The organism is Aquitalea pelogenes (assembly GCF_041914625.1).
Classification (GTDB): Bacteria; Pseudomonadota; Gammaproteobacteria; order Burkholderiales; family Chromobacteriaceae; genus Aquitalea; species Aquitalea pelogenes.
The window spans coordinates 1-26,887 of record NZ_JAYSDA010000021.1 but is presented as its reverse complement, the minus strand read 5'-3'; the positions used below and the strand labels follow the sequence as shown (position 1 = coordinate 26,887).

The 26,887-nt window shown below is 58.3% G+C and carries 22 protein-coding genes; 11 read left to right on the top strand and 11 right to left on the bottom strand.

The window, feature by feature from the left end; genetic code table 11:
• Nucleotides 1–5 precede the first annotated feature (5 nt).
• From ACE3SE_RS15475 to ACE3SE_RS15460, 4 genes are all read left to right on the top strand, one after another.
• Nucleotides 6–278: a hypothetical protein gene (locus ACE3SE_RS15475; RefSeq protein ID WP_374556530.1), complete on the top strand. Its 273-nt coding sequence runs from the start codon at nt 6–8 to the stop codon at nt 276–278.
• Nucleotides 279–412: 134 nt separating this feature from the next.
• Nucleotides 413–718, top strand: a complete 306-nt coding sequence (locus ACE3SE_RS15470) for a hypothetical protein (RefSeq protein WP_374556528.1) — start codon at nt 413–415, stop codon at nt 716–718.
• A gap of 2 nt (nt 719–720) precedes the next feature.
• Nucleotides 721–1,614: an antA/AntB antirepressor family protein gene (locus tag ACE3SE_RS15465; RefSeq protein WP_374556525.1), complete on the top strand. Its 894-nt coding sequence runs from the start codon at nt 721–723 to the stop codon at nt 1,612–1,614.
• A gap of 112 nt (nt 1,615–1,726) precedes the next feature.
• Complete coding sequence (locus ACE3SE_RS15460) at nt 1,727–2,497, top strand: LEM-3-like GIY-YIG domain-containing protein (RefSeq protein WP_374556523.1); 771 nt, start codon at nt 1,727–1,729, stop codon at nt 2,495–2,497.
• Nucleotides 2,498–2,665: 168 nt separating this feature from the next.
• Here ACE3SE_RS15460 and ACE3SE_RS15455 read toward each other — a convergent pair whose 3' ends face one another.
• From ACE3SE_RS15455 to ACE3SE_RS15445, 3 genes are all read right to left on the bottom strand, one after another.
• On the bottom strand, nt 2,666–3,835 hold the full coding sequence (locus ACE3SE_RS15455; protein WP_374556521.1) for a tyrosine-type recombinase/integrase: 1,170 nt from the start codon (nt 3,833–3,835) through the stop codon (nt 2,666–2,668).
• A gap of 568 nt (nt 3,836–4,403) precedes the next feature.
• Nucleotides 4,404–7,148: an HD domain-containing phosphohydrolase gene (locus ACE3SE_RS15450; protein WP_374556519.1), complete on the bottom strand. Its 2,745-nt coding sequence runs from the start codon at nt 7,146–7,148 to the stop codon at nt 4,404–4,406.
• A 304-nt stretch (nt 7,149–7,452) separates the two neighbouring features.
• Complete coding sequence (locus tag ACE3SE_RS15445) at nt 7,453–8,430, bottom strand: GlxA family transcriptional regulator (protein WP_374556517.1); 978 nt, start codon at nt 8,428–8,430, stop codon at nt 7,453–7,455.
• Between the two features lie 113 nt (nt 8,431–8,543).
• Here ACE3SE_RS15445 and ACE3SE_RS15440 point away from each other — a divergent pair, with 113 nt between their 5' ends.
• Nucleotides 8,544–9,344, top strand: coding sequence for an acyl-CoA thioesterase (locus tag ACE3SE_RS15440; protein WP_374556515.1), 801 nt, complete (start codon nt 8,544–8,546; stop codon nt 9,342–9,344).
• A gap of 39 nt (nt 9,345–9,383) precedes the next feature.
• Here the strand turns inward: ACE3SE_RS15440 and ACE3SE_RS15435 are convergent, their stop codons facing one another.
• On the bottom strand, nt 9,384–9,665 hold the full coding sequence (locus tag ACE3SE_RS15435) for a DUF3761 domain-containing protein (RefSeq protein ID WP_374556513.1): 282 nt from the start codon (nt 9,663–9,665) through the stop codon (nt 9,384–9,386).
• Between the two features lie 247 nt (nt 9,666–9,912).
• Here ACE3SE_RS15435 and ACE3SE_RS15430 point away from each other — a divergent pair, with 247 nt between their 5' ends.
• Nucleotides 9,913–10,326, top strand: a complete 414-nt coding sequence (locus ACE3SE_RS15430; RefSeq protein ID WP_374556511.1) for a hypothetical protein — start codon at nt 9,913–9,915, stop codon at nt 10,324–10,326.
• Between the two features lie 6 nt (nt 10,327–10,332).
• On the opposite strand, the gene ACE3SE_RS15425 is transcribed toward ACE3SE_RS15430, so the two are convergent.
• Nucleotides 10,333–11,067, bottom strand: coding sequence for a substrate-binding periplasmic protein (locus ACE3SE_RS15425; protein ID WP_374556508.1), 735 nt, complete (start codon nt 11,065–11,067; stop codon nt 10,333–10,335).
• Nucleotides 11,068–11,190: 123 nt separating this feature from the next.
• Entirely contained in the window at nt 11,191–11,415 is a 225-nt protein-coding gene (locus ACE3SE_RS15420) for a hypothetical protein (RefSeq protein ID WP_374556506.1), read from the bottom strand.
• A gap of 126 nt (nt 11,416–11,541) precedes the next feature.
• On the opposite strand from ACE3SE_RS15420, the gene ACE3SE_RS15415 reads away from it, so the two are divergent.
• Entirely contained in the window at nt 11,542–13,587 is a 2,046-nt protein-coding gene (locus tag ACE3SE_RS15415; RefSeq protein WP_374556504.1) for a methyl-accepting chemotaxis protein, read from the top strand.
• Between the two features lie 117 nt (nt 13,588–13,704).
• Nucleotides 13,705–15,774 carry a putative bifunctional diguanylate cyclase/phosphodiesterase gene (locus ACE3SE_RS15410; RefSeq protein WP_374556502.1) on the top strand — a complete coding sequence of 690 codons (2,070 nt, stop codon included), beginning with the start codon at nt 13,705–13,707 and terminating at the stop codon, nt 15,772–15,774.
• Here the strand turns inward: ACE3SE_RS15410 and gloA2 are convergent.
• The 4 genes from gloA2 to ACE3SE_RS15390 form a co-directional block, all read right to left on the bottom strand.
• Entirely contained in the window at nt 15,762–16,163 is a 402-nt protein-coding gene (gloA2, locus tag ACE3SE_RS15405) for an SMU1112c/YaeR family gloxylase I-like metalloprotein (RefSeq protein WP_374556500.1), read from the bottom strand. The two genes, ACE3SE_RS15410 and gloA2, sit on opposite strands and share 13 nt — an antisense overlap.
• Nucleotides 16,164–16,410: 247 nt before the next feature.
• On the bottom strand, nt 16,411–17,721 hold the full coding sequence (locus tag ACE3SE_RS15400; RefSeq protein ID WP_374556498.1) for an MFS transporter: 1,311 nt from the start codon (nt 17,719–17,721) through the stop codon (nt 16,411–16,413).
• Nucleotides 17,722–17,806: 85 nt separating this feature from the next.
• Complete coding sequence (gene ccoS / locus ACE3SE_RS15395) at nt 17,807–18,001, bottom strand: cbb3-type cytochrome oxidase assembly protein CcoS (protein WP_374556496.1); 195 nt, start codon at nt 17,999–18,001, stop codon at nt 17,807–17,809.
• On the bottom strand, nt 18,001–20,436 hold the full coding sequence (locus tag ACE3SE_RS15390) for a heavy metal translocating P-type ATPase (protein WP_374556494.1): 2,436 nt from the start codon (nt 20,434–20,436) through the stop codon (nt 18,001–18,003). Before ACE3SE_RS15390 ends, ccoS begins: the two co-directional genes overlap by 1 nt.
• 105 nt (nt 20,437–20,541) lie before the next feature.
• Between ACE3SE_RS15390 and ACE3SE_RS15385 the strand changes: the two genes are divergently transcribed.
• Nucleotides 20,542–21,531: an NAD(P)H-quinone oxidoreductase gene (locus ACE3SE_RS15385; protein ID WP_374556492.1), complete on the top strand. Its 990-nt coding sequence runs from the start codon at nt 20,542–20,544 to the stop codon at nt 21,529–21,531.
• Between the two features lie 164 nt (nt 21,532–21,695).
• On the opposite strand, the gene ACE3SE_RS15380 is transcribed toward ACE3SE_RS15385, so the two are convergent.
• Nucleotides 21,696–22,583, bottom strand: coding sequence for a hypothetical protein (locus ACE3SE_RS15380; protein ID WP_045846972.1), 888 nt, complete (start codon nt 22,581–22,583; stop codon nt 21,696–21,698).
• Nucleotides 22,584–22,733: 150 nt separating this feature from the next.
• On the opposite strand from ACE3SE_RS15380, the gene typA reads away from it, so the two are divergent.
• Nucleotides 22,734–24,548 (top strand): translational GTPase TypA, encoded by a 1,815-nt coding sequence (gene typA / locus ACE3SE_RS15375; protein WP_045846971.1) that lies wholly within the window; start codon nt 22,734–22,736, stop codon nt 24,546–24,548.
• Nucleotides 24,549–24,969: 421 nt separating this feature from the next.
• Nucleotides 24,970–26,547: an ABC transporter substrate-binding protein gene (locus ACE3SE_RS15370; protein WP_374556489.1), complete on the top strand. Its 1,578-nt coding sequence runs from the start codon at nt 24,970–24,972 to the stop codon at nt 26,545–26,547.
• Nucleotides 26,548–26,887 lie beyond the last annotated feature (340 nt).

Here is a 26,887-nt window from a genome sequence, read left to right as displayed (position 1 = left end):
TTTGAATGAGTGAAGTCAATGCCAGATATCATAAATCTGAATGGAATGTTTTGTTAGTGCTTTGTCAGTGTGATGCGTTCGAAATCATGAGTGCTGGGCAGATGTCAGTCGCGGAAGAGCTAATGCAGGCCATGCCTATCGGTCAGTTTCCCCTTGTCACTCAAGTACCTACAGTTGCCGCAGGTGCTCAAAACACCCAACGAAGCGTTTGCCGCCCGCGTCAGGTTGGCGGCAACTGTGCGCCCTGTGGTTTCGTATTGTCCGCGTATGCAGGATAATTCCCGCCTATGGCCGGGTGTGTGGCTAATACAAGACCCGTAAGGGGAATACGCCCGCCGTCTTCGTTCGGTTTTGAGCTCCCGGCCGCCCTCTCAAATGGGGCACATCTCAAAGAAAACGAAGGGAGCACATCATGTCCGCTCAATCTCTTTCCATTTCCCCCGATCATCCTGCCATCCGTGACTTGCGCCACGCCGTCGAGGCGATGGACTGCCTGTCGCAGGAGGGCTTCGGCCAGATTGCCGCCATGGCGCGTTGCGCCGAGGTGTTTCTGCATCAGGCAACCGAGCCTTTGCACCGCGATATCGTCGGCACCGTGCTGCGCGCCATTCAGGGCCGGGCGGATGACATCCAGAACTGTATCAATGTGCAGGCAGAGGAGGTGGGCTGCGCCTGGCCTGCGCTGCCGGACGGGTCGACTGCTTCGGGGAGGGCATAACCATGCAAGCCTTGATTCCGGTGGTGGATTTCCAGATTGGTGAGGCCTTGCTGCCTGCGGTGAATGCGCGGGAGTTGCATGCTTTTCTGCAAGTGGGGAAGGACTTCTCCAACTGGCTGAAGGATCGCGTCGCCCAATATAAATTCATTGAAAACAAGGACTTTGTTTGCTCGCCAATTTCGGCGAGCAAGATCCAGGGCGGTCATAATCGCAAGGATTACATGGTCTCACTGTCCATGGCCAAGGAGTTGGCGATGGTGGAACGCAACGACAAGGGCAGGCAGGCCCGGCTGTACTTTATCGCTTGCGAGCAGCGCGCCTTGCAGCTGGCTGGCGCAGCGGCCTTGCCGATGGCGGATGCCTTGCCACCGGGGTGTGCGCGCTTCAACGGGGCGGTGGTGTTTACCAATCAGCAGCTGGAACGGCTGTTGGCGGTGAGCAGGGATACCTTGTACAGCAATCGCCAGTTGCGGCCGGGCCGCTTTCGGGTGGGGGTGGAGTTTTTCAACCTGAGCGGGGAGCCGCTGCGCAACTTCACCCTGGATAACATCAGCACCGGGGTGTTTACCCGGCGCGGTGGGCGCAAGCTGACGATCTGGACGCTGGAGGGGGTGGAGGCGCATTTGTCCATGCTGCCGCCGTCGATTGCGGACCCGGCGCGGCTGGCGGTGCGGCAGTTGCTGGAGGGCAGGCCGCCGCCGGTGGCTGTTGCTGTGCCGGCCAGTCTGCCTGCTACGGTGGCAAGCCGGGTGGCCACGCTGCCTGCATCGACTGATGAGGCTTACCTGGCGACGCTGCGCTTTCCGTCCGCCGCTGCACTGGGCGCGGCGATGCCGGTGATCCTGGCCTTGATGCAGCAGCACGGGGCGGAGCTGGCGGGGGCGGAGGTTGGGTAGTTTGATGTCATATTTATTGTTGTTGTAAAATAATGTAGTCATGAGGCGGCCTTGTGGGTCGCCTTTTTTGTTGGCCAATGGTTGTGTTGCAATTGCCAGTCATGGAGGCTTTATGAGCGTTGATGCGTTAACCGTATTTACAGCACAGGCACGCAAGGCACTGGGTTTCTATGTGTATGCATTAACGGATCCACGTACACGTGAAATTTTTTATGTAGGCAAGGCTTCTGCCAATAATCGTGCGTTCGATCACCTGAAAGCAAAGCCTGCTGAGTCCAAAAAGTCGCAGCGGATCGAGGAGATTCGCAGTGCTACTGGGCAGAGTCCTTTGGTCGAAGTTTTACGATATGGCTTGCAGGATGAGGAGACGGCGTTTGAGGTGGAAGCCGCCATTATTGATGCGATTGGGCTGGAAAATCTGACTAATGAGGTACGTGGTCATGGTGTCCAGCGTGGTCGTATTCTTGCATCTGAGGTGAACCGATTTTCGGCTGATCCAGTGGCGGTAAGTGAGATTAATGAACCGTGCATGTTGTTCTATATCCAGAATACTTATTCTCCAACGCTGTCTGCCATGGAGGTTTATGACAGTGTGCGCCAGTTCTGGCATGGCGTCAGTGCAAAGGAACGCGAACAGCTGGAACACCGGACGGCACTGGGTATAGTCGATGGTGTGGTGGTGGTGGCTTACGAAATTGAAAAATGGTTTGAAGCGGGGAAAACCATGTCCAGCCGTACGCGTCGTTCTGATGGCGATGACCGGTGGGAGTTTGTTGGCCGCCCTTTGCATGATCACGTGTTGGTCGGGAAATTATTGGTTGATGATGACGGCCTGCCGATTCCGGCGCGTCAAAAGGGTTATAGCTATTTGCCGTTGAAGTAGAGGCTGTTTCAATCCAAGTCACTATTCACCATGTTATGCCAGGTGATCCTGACCTTGATGCAGCAGCACGGGGCGGAGCTGGCAGGGCGGATGTGGGTTAGGCCTTGGTTTGATGTGCTGGTAATGACGCAGCCTGCGGGCTGCGTTTTTTATTGGTGGGCCGGTTTGTCATTGGGCGTCCAGAAAGTCGGCCCAGTGTTGCAGCATGGCTTTGCGTTCTTCCCGGTACTGGGCGTGGTTGTAGGCGGCGCGTACTTTGTTGCGGTCGCTGTGGGCCAGTTGTTTTTCGATGACTTCGCTGCGGAAGCCTTGCTCGTGCAGGATGGTGGAGGCGGTGCCGCGAAAGCTGTGGCCGGAGAGTTTGCCGGCATAGCCCATTTTTTCCAGGATGCGGTTGACGGTGGTGATGCTGATGGGGCGTTCGCGGTCGCGCGTATTGGGGAAGACGTAGCGGCTGTAGAGGGCGTCTTGCTGGATGGTGCGCAGGATGGTGACGGCCTGATGCGGAAGCGGGACGTGGTGGGGCTGGCCGTTCTTCATTTTGTGACCGGGTATGTTCCACTCGGCGCGGGCCAGGTTGAGTTCGATCCATTCCATGGAGCGGACTTCGATGGTGCGGCACATGGTGTAGAGCAGCAGCCAGATGGCTTGCTTGGTGTTGCCGTAGCCCTGGTAGTCGTTGAGGGCTTTTTTGAATGCGCTGATGTCTTTCTGCGCCAGGTTGGGGATGTGCTTCACCTGCCGGGCGCGCAGGGCGCCGCGCAACGGTTCGGCGGCGTTGTAGTCGGCACGCTGGGTAAGGACGGCATGGCGCAGGATGGCGCTGATGCGCTGGCGGACATTGCGCGCCACGGTGTTGGCACCGCGTTCTTCTATTTTGCGGATGAGGGCGAGGATGATGTGCGGGGTGATGTCGCGCACGGCCAGCGGGCCCAGGTGGGGCAGCATGTCTTTGTCGATGTCGCTGCGTACCTGGGCGGCGGTGTAGGGCCGCCAGTGCGGCAGGTTGAGGGCGTACCACTCTTCGGCCAGCACGCTGAAGGTGTTTTGCTGGTTGGTGATGTTTTCCAGCCTGGCCAGGGCCTTTTTGCGGTTGGGGTCGATGCCGCGGGAGACTTGTTCGCGGGCGATTTCCAGCAGCCGCCGCGCCTCGGCCAGCGGGATGCGCGGGTACTCGCCCAGGGTGAGCATGGATTGCTTGCCACCCAGGCGGTAGCTGTAGCGCCAGTAGCGAATGCCTGTAGGACGCACTTCTAAACATAGCCCACGCCCATCGGACAGTCGGTAGGGTTTTTCTCCGGGTTTGCTGGTTTTGATGCGCGCGTCGGTGAGTGCCATGTTGGAAGATTCCGGGTGGAAAACCGTTCCAACATTATTCCAACAATACTGCGAGGCCATAGGGCGCTTAGTGACAGGGCAGGCCTGCTTGACAGGCCCGTCTGGTGGGCGTTTTGCGGTTTGTGATTGGTGAGAATGGGTGGAGATTGGGGTTTGTCAGGCTTCGATCATCAGCAGCATAATTAATCTAAACCTTTGATTTGTATGGGCATGCCGTGGTGACCTTTTGAGTTTTATCCGGTTGCTGGTCCGGGATATAAAATGTTGGGTCTTTTGAGCAGCAATAAAGCCCGTCAAGAATGACCAATACTATACCGGAAGAGGCGCGGCTACACAGCACGGACAAACCCGGCAGCATCAGGCCGGTCGTGTCATGGAAACAGATCTGCTACATCTCCGGACGGCGCCAGTTCGTAGCTTAGTTCGATCTTATCTGGCAGCAGCTCGCAGCGCTGTACGGGGAATGTGGTAGGACAGTCGGGCCTGGTGCAGGCCAGGCGGCGGGAATGAGGAGGCGCAGCTTGGGCAGCGCCCTGTTATTGGGGCTCATCGTAGATACACGTTCTCGCTAGGCTGAACCAGCCTGCCTTCCAGCCAGGAATCGCGACGCATAGCGGACAGGAATATCCGACTGGGCGAACAGCTCAAACAGCTCAACGTCAAGGTGTCCCCCGCGTGCCATATGGCGCATGATGTCCAGCGATTCATCTACGCTTTTCCCCTGTTTATACGGGCGGTCGGTTGCAGTCAGTGCTTCAAATACGTCAGCAATGGCCATCATGCGCGCCGGGATGCTCATGGCTGCGGCCGGGACGGCTCTGGGGTAGCCCTTGCCATCAATGCGCTCATGGTGGCCGCCGGCTATTTCCGGCACAGCCTTCAAGTGCCGGGGGAAGGGCATGGCTTCCAGCATTTTGATGGTCAGTACGATGTGCTCGTTGATCTTGTAACGTTCTTCGTCGGTCAATGTACCCCGCTGGATGGCTAGATTCTTGACTTCGCCACGGTCGTAGAGCAGTTCAGGCACTTGCATCCGGAATCCCCAAGGGTTGTCATCGGCAAAGGATTGCCCTTGCGGACGTGCAATTCGATGCTCGGGTTTGTCGCTGAGCAGATATTCCTGGGTGGGCAATGATTCGCTGTCCCTGCTGCAACGGCGGTGCATTTCATCGTGTGACAGGCCGAGCCGGTCGTCGATGGTTCGTGTCCAGGTTCTGGCTGCAATCTGCCTGATGCGTGCGATTGCATCCTCTGACATATATTCACTACCCAGATTGCACTCGGCGACAAAGGCAAAATCCTCATCCAGGGCTTTCAATTCGCTGGCGAGTTGTGCGGCTTCAATGGCCGGCAGTCCTTGCGGGTAAGCCGCTTTCCAGTGAACCAGTTCCGCCTCGCGTTTGCATACCTCGAAGCGCGTCCGGATTTCGTGAATCCGGTCGTACAGCGTCTCCAGTTTGGTTGCCTTGTCGACAACATACTCGGGGGTGACCACCTTGCCGCAGTCGTGCAGCCATGCCGCGATGTGCACAGCTTCGCGCATCTCGTCGTCGACTTCAAAACTGGCGACGCAGGGTGCATTGCTGTTGGCGGCCAGTTCCACCAACCATTCGGTCAGGACGGGAACGCGGTGGCAGTGGCCGCCCGTATGTGGGCTTTTGGCATCCACCGCTTCTGCCAGCAGCTGGATGAAAGATTCAAACAGCCGCTTTTGCTGCACAACCAATTCGCGTGATTCCAGCGTCAAGGCGGCAAAGCCGGAAAGCGCTTCCACAAAACTGCGGTGATGTTCGCTGAATGCTTGCTGGCGTTCAATGATGAGCAGTCCCAATAGTTGGCCCCGCCGGCCGGACAGGGGCAGCATCAGTGCATAGCGGCCATCCATCGGCTCATCCGGATGAAACTGGGCAGCGCCATTTTCCTCAAGCTGCCTCTGGTACTTTGCCAACCAATCACTTCCGTTGCGATCGCCGCGCTGTGCACGCAAAGTCCAGTTTGTGCCGTCCTGAATGTAGAGCCAGGCAAACTCTCCTTGTGCTGCTTCGCTTGTTTCTTCGACGACCATGGGCAGCAATTTGTCGAGATCCGCCTCCCGCGATACCTTTTCCAGCAAGTGCAAAAAATTTGCGCTACTTGTCCGGGCGCGCTCAAGCCCGGTTTCCAGTTGGGCAATTTCGGCAATACGGGTTTTGGATTGAGCAAACTGCCGGAAATCAAAATTGACCAGCGCGTTGGCCCGGTCTGCCAGTGTCTGGAATACGAAGGCAATCCGGTCTGAATTGCGTTGTGCAAGCAGCAGGGTAAGAAGCGTTATCAGCAAGGTAAGGGCCAGCAAAAAGTTGCGCAGCTTCTGGGCCTTCGCCAGCAGGCGGTCACGTGGAACGGCAACGTGGAGAAATATGTCATCATATTTCTGCAGCTTGACCTTTGCCGTGCCCATCCACCAGGACTGACCGTGCGGATCGACCATCCATTTCAGGTCTTTGCCATCAGCAATGCCACCTTTTTCGACCAGGCCCTTGAAGAAATCGTTGGCGCTGCTTTCTTTGAGATTGGCGGAAATGATGGCACCGGTTTGTTCGAACAGCCCAATATAGCCGGCATAGGCGGTTGCCATTCTGGCCAGCTCTTCTTGCAGGGAGTCGAGGCTGATATCCATCGCGATAACCCAGCCATCGTGCATGTCGTTGGCAAGCGTGATGCCGACTTTTCCTGAGGAATAAAACTTGTAGGTTTCGGTACGAAATACCCCATTGTTTTGACGACTGGCCTGGTACCACGGTCTGCTGCGCGGGTCATAGTCCTCAGTGCCCGGCATGCGTTTGCGCCCCAGTATGCGGAGCTTGTCATCCAGATAAACCCAGTCCTGGGCTTCGCCCCGGCTGTTGCCAACCCTTTGCAGCTGGACAAGCCAGCGCGCCTCGGGACTTGCCTTGAATTTGGCGTGGTCCCACTCATCCCGGAGTGCTCGCAGCAATAGAAGCTGTCCTTGCGGGCCGCCGACATAAACACTGTTGAGCATGGGTTGATCGCGCAATATCGAAGTTTGCGCGGAAAGGCGGTCCATCCAGTCTTTTTCCTGGCCCGTTTTCAGGTCGGGAACGTTGGAAAGCAGTTTCAGCAACGTGGTAGCCGGGAGCAGCAAATGATTCATGGCTGCGCCGGACTCGTTGGTGATCAACCTTAACGTCGCTTCTGCCTCGTCCTCGGCGACCTTGCTCATCAAGGCGTAGCCGCCCAGAGTAAATGCCAGGCCAATGAGGAGGACAAGTCCGCCCATCTGGTACTGAAAGTATCGGCGGATCTTGATCATGGCATATCCTTTGGGGACGGACGGCAGCCACCCATCCAGGCGGCAATCTCATATCATCATATGCCAATTGATTTGGCTGTGCTTGTGCCAAGTCTGCCGTCTCGGCGTGGATCCTGATTCATATCCGCAAAGGCAGCAATCAGGCCGAGGCCTGTCTACCACAGACAGTCCATTAACCCGACGACGCGGCACGGTGATGAATGGCGAGGTGCTTGGCGAGAGGAATGCCGAGGCGGGCATCAAATTTGGCTTTGTGATTTTGTTGCCGACGGCGCTTGAACATTCCGCGCGTTGGCTTGCCCGTTCAGCTGGCAAAACGGCGCCGGTATTCTGCCGGGGTGCAATGCAGTTCGCGCTGAAACAGGCGGCGAAAACTGGCGATATCGGCATAGCCCACCCGGCTGACAATTTCATCCAGCGGCAGGGTGCTGGTTTCCAGCAGATGACGTGCCGTTTGCAAGCGTAGCTGCTGCAGGTAGCGCAGCGGTGGTTGGCCTAGTACCTGCTGGAATCGTCGCATTACCGTGCGCTCGCTGGCGCCGACGCTGGCTGCCAGTGCCTCCAGCCGGTATGGCTGATCAAGCTGCCGCTGAAGCCAGTTCTGACAGCGCAGGACCAGCTCGTCGTCGTGTCCGGCAAAACTCCGCATGGTGATATAAGGTGCCTGACTGACCCGGTTGAGGTCGGTCAGCATCAGGCGCGAGCATGACATGGCCAGTTCAGCACCTCCTTCATGCCGGATCAGGCGCAAGGCCAGGTCGATATAAGAGGTGGTGGCGCCGCCGCACCAGATGCCATCGGACTCGCTACAGGTGGCGTAATCCTGGAGCAGAACCTTGGGATAGCGCTGACGAAACCAGTGATGCAGCCACCAGCTGACAGTCGCCTGCCGGCCATCCAGCAAGCCGTGCTCGGCAAGCAGGGGGACGCCTGTGCAGAACGACATCACACGGCGGCCTGCTGCATGCTGGCGTGTTGCCAATGCGCCTGCGGTCTGTTCTGCCATCAGCCGGGTTTCAAAGTCGCTCAGGCGTCGATAGCTGATTGGCGGCTGTACCAGCGTATCGGCAGCGTCGGCCAATTCCGGCCCGCCATCCGGTGTCAGCACAATGCCGGACGCCGTGGTGACGGCTTGGCCGTCCAAGCTGAACAAGCGCCAGTCGAATGGTTTGGACCTGCCTTTGTAGGCTGCAATCTGGTTGGCGAAATGCAGCAAATCGACCAGACCGGTCACGCTGCCGGCATAACAGCCTTCCAGCAGCAGTACGCGAAGTTGATGCATATTTTGGCAGTATTGACATTAATGTTGTCGATATTGCCACTGCAAAGCGCAAGATGCCACTGCTAGACTGCCGGTCAATGTTTGTTCCAGTCATCACATCCAGGGAAATCAGCATGCATATTGATGATGTTTGCCGCAGCATCACCCCCGTCATCGGCCAGCCTGGCCTGTTTCAAGCCGAAGTGGATGATGGCTGGGCGCAGGGGCGAACCCTGTTTGGCGGCATACAGGCCTTGCTGGCGGTGCGCGCCATGCGGGCGGCCATGCCGGATCTCCCGCCCTTGTGGTCGCTGCACACCACCTTTGTTGCCCCGGCGGCTGCAGGCCAGCTTGGCCTGCGGGTGGAACTGCTGCGCCAGGGGCGTGCGGCCGTGCAAGTGGCGGCACGCTTGATGGCGGGTGAGCAGGTGGCAGCCATGTTTGTTGCGGTCTTCGGCGCTTCCAGGGATTCTGCCTTGTCGTTCAAGCCAGAGGTCAAACCGTTGGCCACCGACAGCAGTGCCGGGCCGGAATTGCCGTTCATTGCAGGCATGTCACCCGAATTTACCCGTCACTATGCCTACCGCTGGGTGGAGGGTGGCCTGCCTTTCAGCGGCCATCACGCGACGACAAACCGTATCCTGCTGCGACAGCGTGACCCGGGACTGATGGGTGAGGAGCAGATTGTCGCCATGGCCGATGCCATTCCGCCAGTTGCACTGTCGCTGGTGCAGGGGCATGCCCCGGCCAGCACCATCAGCTGGGAGCTGGAGTTCGTGCACCACGGCGAACCGCTTGGCAATGAGGGCTGGTGGCGCATGGATGCCAGCCTGGTGGCTGCGCGTGATGGCTATGCCAATCAGGATGCACATCTGTACGGGCCGGATGGCGAGCTCGTCGCACTGTCACGTCAGGTGGTTGCAGTATTTGCCTGAGCGCGGTGCGGGCTGGGTTTGTTCCTTGTGGATTACACCTTATCCCAGCCAGGCGCTTACCCCGCCGTGGCGGGAGCAGGTGCCGCGATGATGCTGGCTGAAACTGTAACTGCCATCCCGGCATTTGGCGGTCGCCCCCTGCGGTACCTTGCCAGACTTGCTGTGAGCGGGGCGGTGTACCATGTTGCCGTCCCTGTTGGTATAGCTGCCATGCTCGATCAGCTGGGCTTCATCCGGCTGATTGCCGGCAGGCGGCGGTGCTTTGGCGTAAAGAGTTGGGCAGGCGAGGGCGGCGAGCAGCAGCAGAATGGCGCGGTTCATGATGGTATTTTCAGGGCGATGGCCAATCATGACATGCAAGTATTATCATGTGCCAATTTTGCACATCCCGCTCGCCTGCGAACCGAGCACAGCCAAGGCACACCATGTTGATCTCCATGCGCCTGCATCGTGATGCTCCGCCACTGTCTGCATTTTTCATTGGCCATGGGTCGGTGGGGATGTGCGTTAAAACCTCACCCGGCGCTGTGATTGCCAGCGTCTTGTTCATGAAGAGTGGAGCCTGAGCATGGCATTGTGCAAAGAATCACATGGCTGGCTGCATGCGCGTTTTGATATCTTGCTGCGGCTATGGGCGGCTGTCGCAGTTTGCGCGGCCGTTTCGCATTTGCTGATGCCGGGCTGGACGGCGGCGGGTACCACCTGGGCGATGTCCGAACACTGGCAGCGGGAAATTGCCTATTTCGACTTGTTTATCGCTTTTGTCTTTGGCTGGTCTGCCCGGCAACCAGATATCCGTATCAAGCATGCAGCCACCATATTGCTGTGTGTCCTGTCTTTGCTGCTGGGGGAAAATCATCTGGAGGGTTGGCTGACCGAGGCCAGACCTTTTCATGTGTTGTTTACCCTGGGGAATGGACTGGCCGTGTTGTGGGGAGTGCTGGCCTGCTTCAGCGTGCGCAAAGTCCTGCGTCAGGCATGATCTGCATCAGTGCATGTATTTGCGCATGGCCTGCTCATAGAAACCATCCTGTTTCATTTCGTTGATGGCCTTGGCCAGTCTGGCTGCTGTGGCCGGTGAAAAAGCGGGGCCGGAAGCCAGCCAGCTTTGGCTGCTGTACACCACGGCACCTTCCGTTGGCGGCTTGCCGTGCTGTGCCTGGTAGGTCTGGTTAAACGTGATGGATGCCCCCAGAAAGCTGCCAACCCGCCCTGCGTTAAGCATCTTGGCCATTTCTGGCAGTTGGCCTTCTGCAAGCGATGCTGCGCTGACGCCTTGCTGTATCAGCCAGCTACGCACGCTTGAACCTGCCCGTATACCAATCAGCCCCCGGCTGATGGCTTGTTGCAGACTATTGCATGGCTCAGCACCGTTGCGGGTAAAAAAACGGAAATCCGTGGTGTTGGTCACCACAATCCAGTTGAACAAAGGTTCGCGTTCCGGCGTGCGGGCGAAATAAATGATCAGGGCGGTGGGGCTGGCCAGTACTTCGCGCATGGCCCGGACCCAGGGACGGATTTTCACGTTGGGCACAAAACCGGCACGACGGATGGCCTCGCTGCCGATTTCAATCATCAGGCCGGGGTTGGCATCGTCCGGCAGGTTGCAGATATTGGGCAGGTAGTCACATTCCAGGTCCAGCGTCGGTTTGCCAGGCTCGGCCCATGCGCTGGCTGCGCCAAGCAGCAGGCAGGTGCATAACAATGTTGAGGGCAAGGACATGGACATATGCTCCTTGGCAAAAATGGAAATGTGCACTGCCTTCTTTATATAGCCCGGAATGACCATGATGTGCAGGCGCAATCATGCATTTTCGGACATCTGACTACTTGAGCACCGGCAAGTTCATGACATGGTCAGTTTGCCAAGGGCAAGCACTTGTTGTTGAAGCACCAGTTGCATGCCGGCGGTGGGGACAACAATCAAATGATGCTGAGAGTCATTGCAGTGATTGCTTCTGCCTAAACAGGCAGCAGTAATGGAATCTTGTTGTGCAGTTGCAGCAAGAGGCAAGAGTTTGGACAGAATGTCCACTGCGTTTGGGTATGTAGTGAGTTTGATTTTGATCAATGGTGGCTGTTCTAGTGAATTGGCTAATTCATTTCCATATTATTATCCGCCACAAGAATTAGACCAATGTAATAACAGGCAGCAAAGTGCTGCATCTCACTCCCAGCCCACTATCCAGTTTTTATCATGTCCGAATCCCGCCACCTTTTACCTTCTTCCCTCAGTATTGCCGCCAAGCTCAATCTGGTGCTTTGCTTGTTGCTGATTATTGTTCTTGGCATTGCCGGCACCTGGCTGACGCATTGGCAAGGTTTACGCATGGAAAGCCAGATGCAGCAGGAAATGCAGCAGGCCAACCGGCAGGTCATCGACATGATGGATGCTTATGCAGCACAACTGGAGCGCTCTGCCGCGCTGGCAGAGGTGGCCTTGCGCAACGTGCTTGCCGGCCCGGTGGTCGTGGGTGGCGAGCGGGTGGACAGTGCCGGCAAACAGCTGCCCCAGCTGCGGGTTGGCGAGCACGTCATCAACAACGCCAACAATGAGATGGACCGCTTCACCCGCATGAGCGGTTCGCTGGCTACGGTGTTTGTCAAAGATGGCAACGAGTGGGTGCGTATTGCCACCTCCGTCAAGAAGGAAGATGGCAGTCGTGCTGTTGGCACACCACTCAGTCACGATTCGCCAGCCTATGCCAGCCTGAATGCCGGTCAGTCTTATACCGGCCCGGCCCAGTTGTTCGGTCGGGATTTCATGACCTTGTACACCCCGCTGACCAACGAAGCCGGACAGGTGGTGGCAGCACTGTTTGTCGGAGAGGAATTCACCGCCAGTCTGGCTGCCTTGCGGCAGAAAATCATGTCGGTGCGTTTTGGCGAATCCGGCTACATCTATGCCTTTGACAGCCGCCGCGAACCGGGCCGCATGATGATTCACCCGCATTCGCAGGGCAAGAATCTGCTCGACTTCAAGGACAAGGACGGTATCGCCATCAACCGGGTGATGCTGGAGCAAAAGCAAGGCGTCCTGCATTACCACTGGGCCAAGCCGGGTAGTGATGAAGCCGCCCGCCCCAAGATCGCCGTGTTTGACACCTTTCAGCGCTGGGGCTGGATTGTGGCCGCCAGCAGCTATGAGGATGAATTCGCCACGCAATTGAATGCCATGCGTATCCGCCTGGCACTGGGCACTGTCATCATCATTGCGCTGTTGTCAGGTGCTACCTACTGGGCCAGCAAACGCTGGGTGGCCCGCCCGCTGGCTGGTGCAGTCGAGGTTATCCGCAAGGTGGCGGATGGTGACCTGACCGTGCATTTTGAAGTGACAAGCCAGGACGAAGTAGGCGATTTGTTGCACGCTGCCGACGAGATGAGCAGTCATCTGCGCAGCATGATCGGTGAGGTGGAAAGCAGCCTGATTGCACTGTCGGTTCAGGCCCAGCAACTGGTCAGCATTGCAGAGGATGTCTCGGCTGCTTCTGGCGAACAGAATTCATCCGCCAGCACCATGGCAGCCTGCGTGGAAGAAATGAGCAGCAGCATCAACCAGGTGGCGCGACATGCCGAACTGGCCCGTGAAATGGCAGTGGATGCCAATGAAAAGTCGCATAGCGGCGTGCATGTTGTCGGACAAGCCACCCACACCATGAGCGAGATTGCCACGGCAGTGCAGCAGGCCGGCCAAACCGTAAAACAACTGGATGGCTTGTCCGAACGCATTGCCGAAGTGGTGACCGTAATCCGTGACATTGCCGACCAAACCAATCTGCTGGCCCTTAATGCGGCCATCGAGGCGGCGCGGGCCGGTGAAGCTGGGCGCGGCTTTGCCGTGGTGGCGGATGAAGTGCGCAAACTGGCAGAGCGCACCACGCAATCGACCTTGCAGATCAGCGATACGGTCAGCAAGATCCAGACTGGCGCGCGCATGGCGGTGGAGCACATGGAGCAGGGCGTGGCACAGGTAGAGCAAGGCGTCAGCAGTGCCGCCAGTGCCAGTGACAGCCTGCAGGCCATTCAGGAAGGTGCGCGGCAGGTGGGCAGTGCTGTCAGCGGCATTTCCGAAGCGCTGAGCGAGCAGGATGCCGCCAGCCGCGATATCGCACTTAACGTGGAAAAGATTGCCCAGCAGGCTGATGGTAATCATGCCAAGGCGCGCGCTGCAGCCCAGTCTGCCAGTGCGCTGGCAGGTCTGGCCGGCACGCTGCGCACCAGCATCAGCCGCTTCAAGCTTTAAATTCGGTCCATCTTCCACCCATCTATAGCCGACTGGGGTATCCTGCACGCTGTAATCAATTCATGACAGTGTGCAGCCTCCCATACTGCATAAGCTGCCAGCTTCCCAGTCGACACCATGACCCCATTCGATTCCATCCTGCAAGGCTTGCTGCATGAAGCCGTGCCATTATTGCGCGGCTTGTGCAGCAATGCGCTGATCGGCGTGTATGTCATTCAGGATGACCGTTTTGTCTTCGTGAACGAGCGCCTCGCCAGCCTGTTCGGCTATTCGGCTCAGGAATTATGCGCTGGCATGGGGCCGCAACACCTCACGGCAGAGGGTGACAGGCCCTTGGTGCGCGAGCAGCTGACCCGCCGCCTGAGCGGCCAGGTGCAAAGCAGTCATTACAGCTTTCGTGGCGTGCGCAAGGATGGCGCGGGGCTGGATGTCGAGGTGTTCGGTGTCAGTACCCGCTTTGCTGGTCGGCCTGCCATCATCGGCATGCTGATGGATGTGACCGAGCGTAACGACGCCGAACGTGCAGTGAAAGACCAGTTGCAGTTCATCACCCGCTTGGTAGATACCATTCCGAACCCGGTTTTCTACAAGGATGAGGTGGGGCGTTACATCGGTTGTAACGTCGCATTCGAGCAATTCATCGGCACCCCGCGCGAGCAATTGATTGGCTATTCGGTATTCGACCTGTCGCCGCCAGACCTTGCCGCACGCTATCACGCGGCAGACCAAAGCCTGTTCAACAGTCGTGGCACGCAGGTGTACGAGGCGCAGGTGCAATATGCCGATGGCAGCCGGCACGACGTGGTGTTCTACAAAGCCACGTTTGACAAGGCCGATGGCAGCCTTGGCGGGTTGGTTGGCCTGATACTGGATATTAGCGAGCGCAAACAGATGGAGCAGGCCATCTGGCGCGAGGCCAATTACGATGCGCTCACCGGTCTGCCCAATTTGCGCCTGCTGCGCGACCGTCTGTCTGAAGAGCTGGAGCGGGCGCGTCGCCAGGGCAGTACGCTGGCCTTGCTGTTCATCGATCTGGACCGGTTCAAGGAAGTGAATGACACGCTGGGTCACCACGTGGGTGACCAGTTGCTGATTCAGGCCGCAGAGCGCATTCAGGCCGTGGTGCGCAGTAGCGACACCGTATCGCGTCAGGGGGGTGACGAATTCGTGGTCATTCTCTCGGACATCAATAATGCGCAGGCGGCCGGCATGGTGGCCAGTAAAATCATCCGCTTGCTGCATATGCCATTCCTGCTGGGCAGTAACGAAGTCTATGTGTCTGCCAGCATCGGCATTGCGCTCTATCCCGACGACAGCCAGCAGCAGGAAACGCTGGTCAGTTATGCCGACCAGGCGATGTATGCCGCCAAGGCCAGCGGACGCAATTGTTTCAGTTACTTCACCCCGTCCCTGCAAGAGGAAGCACTGCGGCGTCAGGCCATTGGCAAGCAGTTGCGACAAGCATTGGCAGGAAACCATTTCGAAGCCTGGTTCCAGCCCATCATTGCCTTGCAGGACGGCTTGCCCGTAAAGGCTGAAGCGCTGCTACGCTGGCATCACCCCACGGATGGCATCCGTCTGCCTGGCGAATTCATTGCCGTAGCAGAAGAAATCGGCATGATCGGCGATATCGGCAACCTGGTGTTCCAGCAAACCATGGACTTGCTGCAGCAATGGCCGAGCGGGCAGGTCAGCGTCAACATCTCGCCACGACAACTGATCAGCGGGGACTGTGGCCTGTGGCCGCAGGAGCTGGCGGCGCGCAGCTTGCCCGCCTCCTGTATTTCGGTGGAAATCACCGAAAGCCTGCTGCTGGATGAGCGGCCGATTGTGGTGAATACCTTGCTTGGCTTTCACCAGGCAGGAATGGAAGTCAGCATCGACGACTTTGGCACCGGCTACTCCGCCATGTCCTATCTGAAAAAATTCAATATCGACTATCTGAAGATAGATCGCAGCTTCATTCAGGGCTTGGCCAATGACAATACCGACCGCGCCATTACCGAGGCAGTGATTGCCATGGGCCACAAGCTGGGAATGAAGATCATCGCCGAAGGGGTGGAAACCCCGGAACAACTGGAACTGCTGCGCAAGGCCGGTTGTGACTATGCGCAGGGCTATCTGTTTGCCCGGCCCATGCCGCCGGCAGCTTTCATCGACTACATCCGCCAGCATCAGTCCGCATAAAATTCAATCGGCAGCTCATCCGGCCCCTGGCAGAAGAAAAACTGCCGGTCGGTGATGTCATCCAGCCGGATATCCTCGCATGGCACGCCGTGTTGCGTCAGCGTCTGGCGTACCTGTTCCAGATCGCTTGCGCGCAAGGCCAGATGGCGCAAACCACAGGCCTCGGGCCGGCTTACGCGTTCCGGTGGTGCCGGAAAGCTGAATAGCTCCAGCTGACAGCCATCGGGCAGGGTCAGGTTCAATTTCCACGAACTGCGCTCTGCCCGCCAGACCTCGCTGACAATCGGCAAACCCAGAATGCGATGGTAAAAGTCACGGGCGTGCGGGTAGTCGGCCGTGATGATGGCGACGTGGTGAATCCCGCCCACCAGGGTGCTGTCTTTGTGCATGGCGATAGAAAATTTATATCAATACCGAAATGGTAATCAATTGGACGAAACGGCCACAGCAAAAGAAAATAGCCAGCACTGACTGACACTCAGTACCCGCGGAAACCGGTCTGATCAGGACTGGTTTCAATCGCCGGCAACAGCCGTGTTGCTGGCGAACCTCCCGCTTTCGGCGGTTTCGGGCCTTGACGCCGCCGAATGCTCTTGGGGCTGGCGCCACCTGGTGGTGCCGGCCTTTTTTTATCCCTTATTGGTCGAGCGTCGCCTTCAGCCAGCTGGTGCGCTGCTGCCAGATGACCGGTGCCTGCCACAGCAGGTGCAAGGTGGCCAGAATGTTCAGGATGGCCGTGCCCAGCAGCAAATAAGCAATGTTGCCGAACTTCTGCAGCACCACCACGCTGGCCAGCGCCGCCGCCACCATGTAAAAGCCGTTGATGATGTTGTTTGCCGCAATGGCTTGCGAACGGAAGCTGTCCGGGCTGGAGAGTTGCAGCCAGGTATACAGCGGCACGGTAAAGAAACCGCCAAAAAAGCCCAGCAGCGCCACGTCCAGCATGTGGCGCCAGCTGCCCAGTTGCGTGAGGAAGGTTCCCAGCGTCATCAGTGCGCCCTGATGGCGCTGCATGGCACCCAAGGCCAGGTCGGCACCGAACACCGTCATGCCTGCGCTGCCCAGCAGTACCAGACCCAGTTGCAAACGGCCGTGCGACAGTTTGGCGCAAATGACCGAACCCAGGCCAATGCCGATGGAAAACAGCGCCAGCATGACGGTATAGACCTGAGCATCCCCGCCCAGGTGCAGGCGAGTAAAGGTGGGCAGCTGGGTGGTGTAGACAGCACCCATCAGCCAGAACCAGGAAATGCCCAGAATCGCGCTGCGTACGTCGGCAATGCGCCAGGCCTGACCAACCAGTCTTACCGAATCGCCAATGAAATTGAAGGACAGCTGCAGATCCGGTGCGCCAGGCGGTGCGGCGGGCATGCGGCGGCTGAACAGCCAGCCACACACCGCAGTAAGCAATAGCAGGGAGACAATCAGCAGCGGGCCGCCTTCGGTCATCAGGCTGCCGATGATCTGGCCGATGAGGATGGCCAGGAAGGTGCCCATTTCAATCATGCCATTGCCGCCCACCAGCTCGTGCTCCTTCAGGTATTGCGGCAGGACGGAATACTTGAGCGGGCCGAAGAAGGCGGAATGGCAACCCATCAGGAACAGGGCGGCCATCAGCGGGCCTGCCGCGTGCAGGAAGAAACCGGCACCAGCCAGCAGCATGATGGCGATTTCGGCCAGCTTCACGCCACGCGCGATCATCGCCTTGTCAAACCGCTCCGATAGCTTGCCCGCGGTGGCCGAAAACAGGAAAAAGGGCAGAATGAATACGCCGGCCGCCATGTTGACCAGCAATTCCGGTGACATGCCACTCAGGGTGAGGCCGTGATAGCTGATCAGCACCACAATGGCTGTTTTCAGCAGATTGTCATTGAGGGCGCCCAGAAACTGGGTGCCAAACAAGGGAAGAAAACGGCGCGAGCCGAAGAAACTGAAGTCTGTTTTCACGGTGGGTCAGCACGGGGTGGCGGGAAGGGCATGCTAGCCTATTCACCCCGCGCTGTCAGCCATGCCCGCGTCAAGTCGGCGGTGCTCAGCGCTCGTCCGGCGCACCGGGCTTGCTGGGGGGGGGCTTGTCACTGGCGGCGCGGTCGTCATCCATCAGGATACGATGTGCCGGGCCTTCCATATCATCAAACTGGCCGGAGCGGGTGGCCCACCAGAACACCACGGCAATGACAAAAGCCAGCACGATGCTAAGCGGGATGAGCAGGTAAAGACTTTCCATCAGGATTTCCGTTTGACGAGTCGCAGGGCGTTGCTCACCACGATGAGCGAACTGGCAGCCATGCCAAGGCTGGCCAGCCACGGGGTCAGGTGACCACTCATGGCCAGCGGCAGGGCCAGCAGATTATACCCGGCAGCCCACCACAGGTTCTGCCTGATTACACCCAGGGTTTTTCTGGACAGGGCCAGCGCTTGCGGAATGAGTGCCAGCTGGTCGCCCATCAGCACCATATCGCCACTGGCGCGCGCCACGTCGGTGCCACCACCCATGGCCAGCGAGACATCGGCCCGCGCCAGTACCGGCGCATCGTTGATGCCGTCGCCCACCATCAGCACCCGCTTGCCTGCCTGTTGCAACTGGCCGACAAAGGCGAGCTTGTCCTCCGGTGTGGCGCGGGCATGCCAGTCGGCAATGTTCAGCTGGTCTGCCAGGTATCTGACAGCGTTGGCACCGTCGCCACTGAGCAGGTGTACACCAATGCCGCGCTGTTGCAGCCGGGCCACCATGGCGATGGCGTCGCTTCTCACCGTATCGCCAATGGCAAACACCGCTTGCGCGCCAGCCTGGCTGGCCAGTACCACCAGGGTGCAGTCGGCTTGCCAGTCGGCTGGAAGTGTCAACGGACTGGCCAGCCACTGGTTGATGAACTCGACCGAACCCAGTCGCCATGTCGTGCCATCAACCACGCCTTCCACCCCCTTGCCGGGAATGTTGTCCAGCCGGCTTGTGGCCGGGCAGGGCAGTGTGCTGGCGGCCTGACGCAGTGCTTGCGCCAGCGGGTGTTCCGATGCCTGTTCCAGCGCGGCGGCAATGGCCAGTGCCTGTTCCGCAGGCAGTGTGCCCAGTTGCATTTGCTCGCGCATGCGCATGTCGCCATGCGTCAGCGTACCGGTTTTGTCGAATACCACATCAGTAACCCGCGCCAGGGTTTCCAGTGCGTGGCCGCGGGTGGTCAGCAAGCCCAGTGCGGCCAGATGGCCGGTGGCGGCGGTCAGTGCCGCCGGAGTGGCTAGCGACAGGGCGCAAGGGCAGGACACCACCAGTACCGCCACCATGATCCACAAGGCGCGTGCCGGTTCGATGAAGTGCCAGGCAATATAGCTGCCAGCAGCTGCCAGCAGCAGCAGGGCGACAAACCAGCTGGCAAAGCGGTCGGCCGCCACGGCAAGGCGTGGTTTTTCGGCCAGCGCCTGATCCAGTAGACGCACAATGCCGGCCAGCCGGGTTTGCTGGCCAGTCTGGCTGATCTGCACATACAAGGGGCTGCTGGTATTGACGCTGCCGGCAATCACGCTGTCGCCAACCCGTTTGGCAATCGGCTTGCTCTCGCCGCTGATCAGGGATTCATTGGCGGAACTGTTGCCATCCAGCACCACTCCGTCACCGGGAATGGTTTCACCCGGCTTCACCAGAATCACATCACCAGCATTGAGCATGGCGACGGTGGCTTCCTCGGTATCACGGCTGGACGGCCAGTTGGCTGCGCGATGGGCAAATGCCGGAATCAGTTTGACCAGGCTTTCGGTCGCCTCGCCCGCCTTGCGCCGGGCAATCCCTTCCAGATAACGCCCGCCCAACAGCAGGAAGACGAACATCGACACCGAATCGAAATACACACCGTGCGGAATCTTGTTGATCAGCGCCCACAGGCTGGCAAAGAAAGAAGTGAAAATGCCGATGGTGACCGGCGTGTCCATGCCAACGCGGCCTGATTTCAGGTCGCGCCAGGTGTTCTGATAAAACGGCACTGCCGAATAGAGCATGACCGGCAGGGTCAGGATCAGGCTGGCCCAGTGCAGCAGCCAGAGGAAGTCCGGGTCGATGTCGCCATCCTGTGCCAGGTAAACCGGCACTGCGTACATCATCACCTGCATCATGGACAGCCCGGCTGCCCACAGGCGGCTGATGGCCTGCTTGCGCTGCTTTTGCGCCAGCGCCTCTTGCCGCTCGGCATCGTAAGGATGGGCGCGGTAGCCAATGGCCGAAATGGCTTCCAGAATCTGTGACAGCCTGATGCGGGTGTTGTCCCAGCAAACCCGAGCCCGGTGGCTGGTATAGTTGATGTCCACCGACAGCACGCCGGGCAACTGGCGGATGTGCTGCTCATTCAGCCAGACACAGGCGGCACAGGTAATGCCTTCCAGAATCAGCGCGGCCTCGCGGCTGTTTTCGTCGCGCTGGTGCACAAAGCTTTTTTGCAACTCTTCCGAGTCATACAGCCTGATCTGCTGCAAAATATCTGCCGGCAAGGCCTCGGCCTGCCGTGCGCCTTGCGTGCGGTGGGCGTAGTAATCGGACAGGCCGGAGTCGATGATGGTCTGGGCGACGGCCTGGCAACCTGCGCAGCAGGTGGCTTCGGTCTTTTCCCGGTAACGCACCGGAAAGTCGACAGCGTCGGGGACGGGCAGGCCGCAATGGAAGCAGTGATCAGTCATGGCGCGCCATTGTAAACAATACTCGAATGCATTGCTTGATCTGGCTCAGTTTCATGCAGTGCGGATTCAGCCTGAGTACAGGCGGCAAAAGGAAAGGCAAGCAAGATGATGCAGGCAGTTTTGCAAGATGCACCGGGCGGTGTGGAAACACTTTATATCGGCGCAGCCTCGCGTCCGCAGCGACAGCCAGGCCAATTGCTGGTGCAGGTGATGGCGGCCGGCATCAACCGGGCTGACATTGTGCAGCGAGAGGGCCATTATCCGCCGCCGCCCGGTGCCAGCGCCATTCTGGGGCTGGAAATTGCCGGTGTCGTGGTGGAGGCGGACGACAACAGCCGCCATCAGCCCGGCGATGCCGTGTTTGGCCTGGTGGCAGGTGGTGCCTATGCCGAATATGCGCTGCTGGATGAAGTGCTGGCCATTGCCAAGCCGGATGAAATGTCCTGGGTGGAAGCCGCCAGCCTGCCGGAGGCATGGATGACGGCATGGCTGAATCTGGTACAGGTGGGGCAGGTCAAGGCCGGGGATCATGTGCTGATTCATGCCGGAGCCAGTGGTGTGGGGGCTTGTGCCATCCAGCTGGCCCGCTTGCTGGGTGCGCACCCGTTCGCCAGTGCCGGCAGCGCAGACAAACTGCAATTCTGCCGCGAGATGGGTGCGGAGCAAGTATTCAACTACAAGGAAACGCCTGCCTTTTCCCGTCTGCTAAAGGAATGGGGCGGGGCGGACATGATTCTGGATCCGGTAGGCGCTGCTTATCTGGCTGAAAACCTCGCCAGCCTGAAGCAGGATGGACGACTGGTGAATATCGGCATCATGGGTGGTGGCAAGGCCGAACTCAATCTGGGCCTGGTGCTGATGAAGCGCCTGTCAGTGATTGGCTCCACCCTGCGTTCCCAGCCGCTGGCGAAAAAGGCCCCGCTGGCGCAGGCGCTGGCCGACACCATTCTGCCGGCCATCACGGCGGGCAAGCTGAAAACCACGGTGGATAGCTGCTACCCCTGGCAGCAAGTGGCAGAGGCGCATGCCCATATGGAAGCCAATGCCAATCTGGGCAAGGTGGTGCTGACCTTCTTTCCTGTCATGACGGCGTAATCTGCAACACGTACTGTGTGCCCCGTGGGAGGTGTTTCACCTCTGACTGGTATGGATGGGATTCGGGGCGATGCGGCTATCGCCCCCTTTTTTTTTGCCTGCCGCGTACGCCATGAAAAAAGCCTGCCGTCATGTTCCGGCAGGCGCTGGTATTTCTGGATGGGTCAGGCGGCGGTGGAGCTGGCCGGCAAGGGTGACAGCGCTTCGATCAGTGCCACTTCCTGAGAGTAAGACAGGTTCTTCATCTTGAGCAGCAGGGCTTCGCCATCCACCTTGAAATGCTGGTCCAGCTCCTCGTCGATCATGCAGGTTTCCACTGCCAGCCATACGCCGCGGCAGGATGCTGCTTCTTCAAAGCGGACATTCTTCAGTACGTGGGCAATCAATTGCAGCTCGGCGTCGCTAAACTGGCGCGACAGTACGGCTTGTTCACGACGCACGATTTCCGCGTAGCGGTCGCAAATCTGCTGTACCCGCGCTTCGTCACCATAATGATGCGGCTCGGCGCTGCCGCTCAGGTCGGTGTGATCAAACCATGCATCAATCAAGGGCTTCAGCTGCGGCAAGTCCTCCTGCCACACGCGATGCAGCTCATCGCGGAAATGGGCGTTATCGGTAAAGGACAGCTCGTCAAACGGCATGGCCGGCATGACTTGCTCTTCCAGCGTGCGATTGCCTACCCAGATACGGCCCTCTTCGTCACGGCTCACTGCGCCGCGCCACACCGACTGCTCTTCGGTGGCCAGGTTGTCGACATGGATTTCGACATAGGGCAGGGCAGGTTCGTCCAGTCCTTCATCTTCGGTGACCAGGCGCAGGGTGATGTCGAACATGCCGTGCTTGAACACTTCCAGCAGCTGCAGGCCATCGTCGTGACCTGCCAGGATGAATTTGTCCGGGGTTTCGTAGACTGCCACGTCCGTGGGGTGCTGGGCCGGCTTCATCAGCTTGGCCGACAGCTCGTCTGCCAGCAGGTTGGCGTCGTTGTGATGCACGGCAAAACCGGTGCGATAACCTTCATGTTCATGCCACAGGGCGTCCCAGTCATACATGGTCGACTCCTTGATAATCTGTGTTTGCGTGGATTTTGGCGCGCAGTGTAACCAAATCATCATTGCTTGTCGCGATAATGCTTTGGGTAGTTGGCGCTGTACGTGATAGAATCTTACGATTTTTCCGCTTCAACCGACCGAATTCCGAAAATGACACGACAGATTCGTAATATTGCCATTATTGCCCACGTGGACCATGGCAAAACCACCCTCGTTGACCAGTTGCTGCGCCAGTCCGGCACCTTCCGCGAGAACCAGCAGGTAGATGAACGCGTAATGGACAGCAACGATCTTGAAAAAGAGCGTGGCATTACCATTCTGGCCAAGAACACCGCCATCGATTACGAAGGCGTGCACATCAACATCGTGGACACTCCGGGACACGCCGACTTCGGCGGTGAAGTGGAACGTGTACTGGGCATGGTAGACGGCGTGCTGCTGCTGGTGGATGCCGTTGAAGGCCCGATGCCGCAAACCCGTTTCGTGACCAAGAAAGCCCTGGCCCTGGGCCTGCGCCCCATCGTGGTGATCAACAAGGTTGACCGTCCGGGCGCACGTCCGGACTGGGTTGTGGACCAAACCTTCGACCTGTTCGACAAACTGGGTGCCACCGACGAACAACTGGATTTCCCCATCATCTACGCTTCCGGCCTGAACGGCTTTGCCAAGCTGGAACTGGATCAGGAATCCGACAACATGCGTCCGCTGTTCGACACCGTGCTGAAGCATGTTCCGCTGCCGAACGGTAGCGCAGACGCACCGCTGCAACTGCAAATCTCCGCACTGGACTATTCCACTTACACCGGCCGCCTGGGTCTGGGCCGCATCCTGAACGGTCGCATCAAGCCGGGTCAGCAAGTAGTGGTGATGAATCACGAAGATCAGGTTGCTTCCGGCCGTATCAACCAGCTGCTGGGCTTCAAGGGCCTGGAGCGCGTGGAAGTGGCTGAAGCCGAAGCCGGCGACATCGTGATCATTTCCGGTATCGAAGACATCGGTATCGGCGTGACCATCTGTGACAAGGACCAACCGGCTGGCTTGCCGGTACTGTCGGTGGACGAACCGACCCTGACTATGGACTTCATGGTGAACTCCTCGCCGCTGGCTGGTACCGAAGGCAAGTTCGTGACCTCGCGTCAGATCCGTGACCGCCTGACCAAGGAACTGCTGACCAACGTTGCCCTGCGCGTTGAAGAAACCGAAGACTCCGACGTGTTCCGTGTGTCCGGTCGTGGTGAATTGCACCTGACCATCCTGCTGGAAAACATGCGTCGCGAAGGCTTTGAAATGGCCGTGGCCAAGCCGCGCGTGGTATTCAAGGAAATCAACGGCGAGAAGTGCGAGCCGTACGAAAACCTGACCATCGACCTGGAAGATGATCACCAGGGCGCCATCATGGAAGAAATCGGTCGTCGCCGTGGCGAGCTGACCAATATGGAATCCGACGGCATGGGTCGTACCCGCCTGGAATACCATATTCCGGCACGTGGCCTGATCGGCTTCCAGTCCGACTTCATGACCATGACCCGTGGTACCGGCCTGATGAGCCACGTATTTGACGACTACGCACCGGTTAAGCCGGACATGCCGGGTCGCCACAATGGCGTGCTGATCTCCCAGGAAAACGGCGAAGCCGTTGCCTATGCACTGTGGAAGCTGGAAGACCGCGGTCGCATGTTTGTTTCCCCGGGCGACAAGCTGTACGAAGGCATGATCATCGGCATTCACAGCCGCGACAACGACCTGGTGGTAAACCCGGTCAAGGGCAAGCAGCTGACCAACGTTCGCGCCTCCGGTACTGACGAAGCCGTACGCCTGACCACCCCGGTGAAGATGACCCTGGAGTCTGCCGTTGAATTCATCGACGACGACGAACTGGTTGAAATCACGCCCAAGTCCATCCGTATCCGCAAGCGCTACCTGCAAGAGCACGAGCGTCGCAAGATGAACAAGCAAGGTTCCTGATCAAAAGGAGCAATGACAAAGGCAGCGAAAGCTGCCTTTTTTGTTATTTGCCTTCATATGTAAGCAAATATTTATTTGACTGGGGGTTATTTGATAGTTATAAATACAAGTGCGAGGTTTCCCGCCTCGTATCTATCCCCGCTAAACGTTTAATCCCGGTCCCCGCCGGGATTTTTTTTGTCCGGGAATAGCCACTACGCGATCAATTCTCCGGTAAGAGTGCCACACATCCATGCTGCTGGTCATCCGGTTTTGCTGCAGGTCTGGTACGGCTTGTCACGGCGGCCATTGACAGTTTGTGTAACTGACGTTCAACTCTTGCGCTTCGCAAGGGGGCTGTTGACGCACGCATCCTGCTCTATCATGGCCAGATCAGTGGCAAGCTTGTCGGTAACTGCCGACGGGCAACGGAGAAAAATCAATGAAATTCCATTTGCTGACCTTGTTGGCGCTCATGTCCGGGCTGGCACCGCTGGCCCAGGCGGGGCGTTCCCTGGTGTTTTGCGCCGAAACCGCACCGGAAGGTTTTGATCCGGCGCTGTGGGATAGCGCCTCTACTTATAATGTGACACGGCAGATTTTTCAGGGCCTGGTCGCATTCAAGCGGGGAGGGACTGACATCATTCCCGCGCTGGCCAGCAAATGGGAGTTATCGGCAGACGGACTGACTTACACATTCCATCTGCGCAAGGGTGTGCGTTTTCAGACGACCGATTATTTCAAGCCAAAGAATACATTTTCTGCTGATGATGTAGTGTTTACCGTGCAGCGCTGGATTGATCCGGCCCAGCCATTCAATCAGGCATTCAAGACCCAGTTGCTGGGTCCGGCCAACTCCGGGCTTGCTCAGTCCATCCAGCGCGTGGAAAAGGTGGATCCCTACACTGTCCGCCTGGTGCTGAAGCAGCGCAATGCTGCCTTCCTGAGCTTCCTGGCCATGGGTTTTGCCGGCATGCAATCGGCCGAGTACGCCAGTCAGCTGTTGCAGCAACATCGGGCAGCCGATATCAACCGCTTTCCGATTGGCACCGGCCCTTATCAATTCAAGAGCTATGCCAAGGACTCGGCCGTGCGCTTTGCTGCCAACCCCTCGTACTGGGGCCGCCCCCAGCAAACCGGCAACCTGATTTTTGCCATCGTTACCGACCCGCAGGTGCGCATCCAGAAGCTGAAAAACAATGAATGCCAGATAGCTGCTGCCGTGCGGGAGGATGATCTGGATGCCTTGCAGTCCGACCCGGCCATCAAGCTGGTCAGCACGGGCGCGATGAACATTTCCTACCTGGCGTTCAACTTGCAGCGCCCGCAACTGGCCAGGCGCGAGGTGAGGGAAGCGCTGGATATTGCGATTGACCGCAATGCCTTGTTCAAGGCGCTGTTTCCCAAAGGCGGGGCCATCCAGGCCATCAACCCCTATCCGCCCACCGTGTGGAGCTGGAATCCGCGTACCCGCAATGAATACAACCCGGCACGGGCGCGTCAGCTATTGGCCAGGGCAGGCTATCCGGATGGCTTTACCATCAATCTGTGGGCCTTGCCAGTGCAGCGCCCCACCAATCCCAATGGCAAGCTGATGGCGCAGATGATTCAGCAGGACTGGGCCAAAATCGGCGTCAAGACCACCATCCAGAGTTACGAGTGGGGCGAGTATCTGCGCCGTGCCGCGCAGGGTGAGCATGATGTGTACATGAGCGGCGTAACCAGCGACTCCGGCGATCCGGACGATTTTCTGTCAACCTCGCTGTCTTGCGCAGTCAGCAAGGGTGGGCAGCGCTTTTGCAATGCGCAGTTTGATGAGCTGCTCAGCAAGGCAAGGCAGGCATCCGATAAAAAGGAGCGGACAGCTTATTACCTGAAAGCGCAGGAAATCTTCAAGCGGGAACGCCCCTGGATCACCATGGCGCATTCACGCATCTATATTCCGCTGCGCAAGGAGGTGGAGGGTTTCGTGATGAACCCGAACGGATCCTTCGGCTTTGAGGATGTCCGGCTGCGCTAGGCGGTTTTGCATCAGCTGCCCGCGCAATAAGAAAAGGCCGCTTGCGCGGCCTTTCAAGTTTTGCCCTTCATTTTCATGCCGTTTCTGGTGCGTGTCAGCGAGGTCCCCACCCGATGCTGACTGCGCTTACGGCTTGTGCGCACTTCCGGCTACTTCGCATCTTCCCCGATGCTGTTCTCCCGCTGCAGTGGCCCTCCCCAGGGCCGTTCTGCTTGTTCATCCAGTATTCAAGGCTTGTTCTCTTCGTTTGGCTTTGCTTGGCTGTCTGACGCTTTGATCATAACCGAGGGTCGGCAGGGATTCATGCGAAAAACAGCCGAAATTCACCTAGTGAATTGAA

Excerpts from the sequence above, each read along its gene's own strand:
- ACE3SE_RS15475 (WP_374556530.1), top strand. The coding sequence starts at position 6 with ATGAGTGAAGTCAATGCCAGATATCATAAATCTGAATGGAATGTTTTG.
- ACE3SE_RS15470 (WP_374556528.1), top strand. The coding sequence starts at position 413 with ATGTCCGCTCAATCTCTTTCCATTTCCCCCGATCATCCTGCCATCCGT.
- ACE3SE_RS15465 (WP_374556525.1), top strand. The coding sequence starts at position 721 with ATGCAAGCCTTGATTCCGGTGGTGGATTTCCAGATTGGTGAGGCCTTG.
- ACE3SE_RS15460 (WP_374556523.1), top strand. The coding sequence starts at position 1,727 with ATGAGCGTTGATGCGTTAACCGTATTTACAGCACAGGCACGCAAGGCA.
- ACE3SE_RS15455 (WP_374556521.1), bottom strand. The coding sequence starts at position 3,835 with ATGGCACTCACCGACGCGCGCATCAAAACCAGCAAACCCGGAGAAAAA.
- ACE3SE_RS15450 (WP_374556519.1), bottom strand. The coding sequence starts at position 7,148 with ATGATCAAGATCCGCCGATACTTTCAGTACCAGATGGGCGGACTTGTC.
- ACE3SE_RS15445 (WP_374556517.1), bottom strand. The coding sequence starts at position 8,430 with ATGCATCAACTTCGCGTACTGCTGCTGGAAGGCTGTTATGCCGGCAGC.
- ACE3SE_RS15440 (WP_374556515.1), top strand. The coding sequence starts at position 8,544 with ATGCATATTGATGATGTTTGCCGCAGCATCACCCCCGTCATCGGCCAG.
- ACE3SE_RS15435 (WP_374556513.1), bottom strand. The coding sequence starts at position 9,665 with ATGAACCGCGCCATTCTGCTGCTGCTCGCCGCCCTCGCCTGCCCAACT.
- ACE3SE_RS15430 (WP_374556511.1), top strand. The coding sequence starts at position 9,913 with ATGGCATTGTGCAAAGAATCACATGGCTGGCTGCATGCGCGTTTTGAT.
- ACE3SE_RS15425 (WP_374556508.1), bottom strand. The coding sequence starts at position 11,067 with ATGTCCTTGCCCTCAACATTGTTATGCACCTGCCTGCTGCTTGGCGCA.
- ACE3SE_RS15415 (WP_374556504.1), top strand. The coding sequence starts at position 11,542 with ATGTCCGAATCCCGCCACCTTTTACCTTCTTCCCTCAGTATTGCCGCC.
- ACE3SE_RS15410 (WP_374556502.1), top strand. The coding sequence starts at position 13,705 with ATGACCCCATTCGATTCCATCCTGCAAGGCTTGCTGCATGAAGCCGTG.
- gloA2 (WP_374556500.1), bottom strand. The coding sequence starts at position 16,163 with ATGCACAAAGACAGCACCCTGGTGGGCGGGATTCACCACGTCGCCATC.
- ccoS (WP_374556496.1), bottom strand. The coding sequence starts at position 18,001 with ATGGAAAGTCTTTACCTGCTCATCCCGCTTAGCATCGTGCTGGCTTTT.
- ACE3SE_RS15390 (WP_374556494.1), bottom strand. The coding sequence starts at position 20,436 with ATGACTGATCACTGCTTCCATTGCGGCCTGCCCGTCCCCGACGCTGTC.
- ACE3SE_RS15385 (WP_374556492.1), top strand. The coding sequence starts at position 20,542 with ATGATGCAGGCAGTTTTGCAAGATGCACCGGGCGGTGTGGAAACACTT.
- ACE3SE_RS15380 (WP_045846972.1), bottom strand. The coding sequence starts at position 22,583 with ATGTATGACTGGGACGCCCTGTGGCATGAACATGAAGGTTATCGCACC.
- typA (WP_045846971.1), top strand. The coding sequence starts at position 22,734 with ATGACACGACAGATTCGTAATATTGCCATTATTGCCCACGTGGACCAT.
- ACE3SE_RS15370 (WP_374556489.1), top strand. The coding sequence starts at position 24,970 with ATGAAATTCCATTTGCTGACCTTGTTGGCGCTCATGTCCGGGCTGGCA.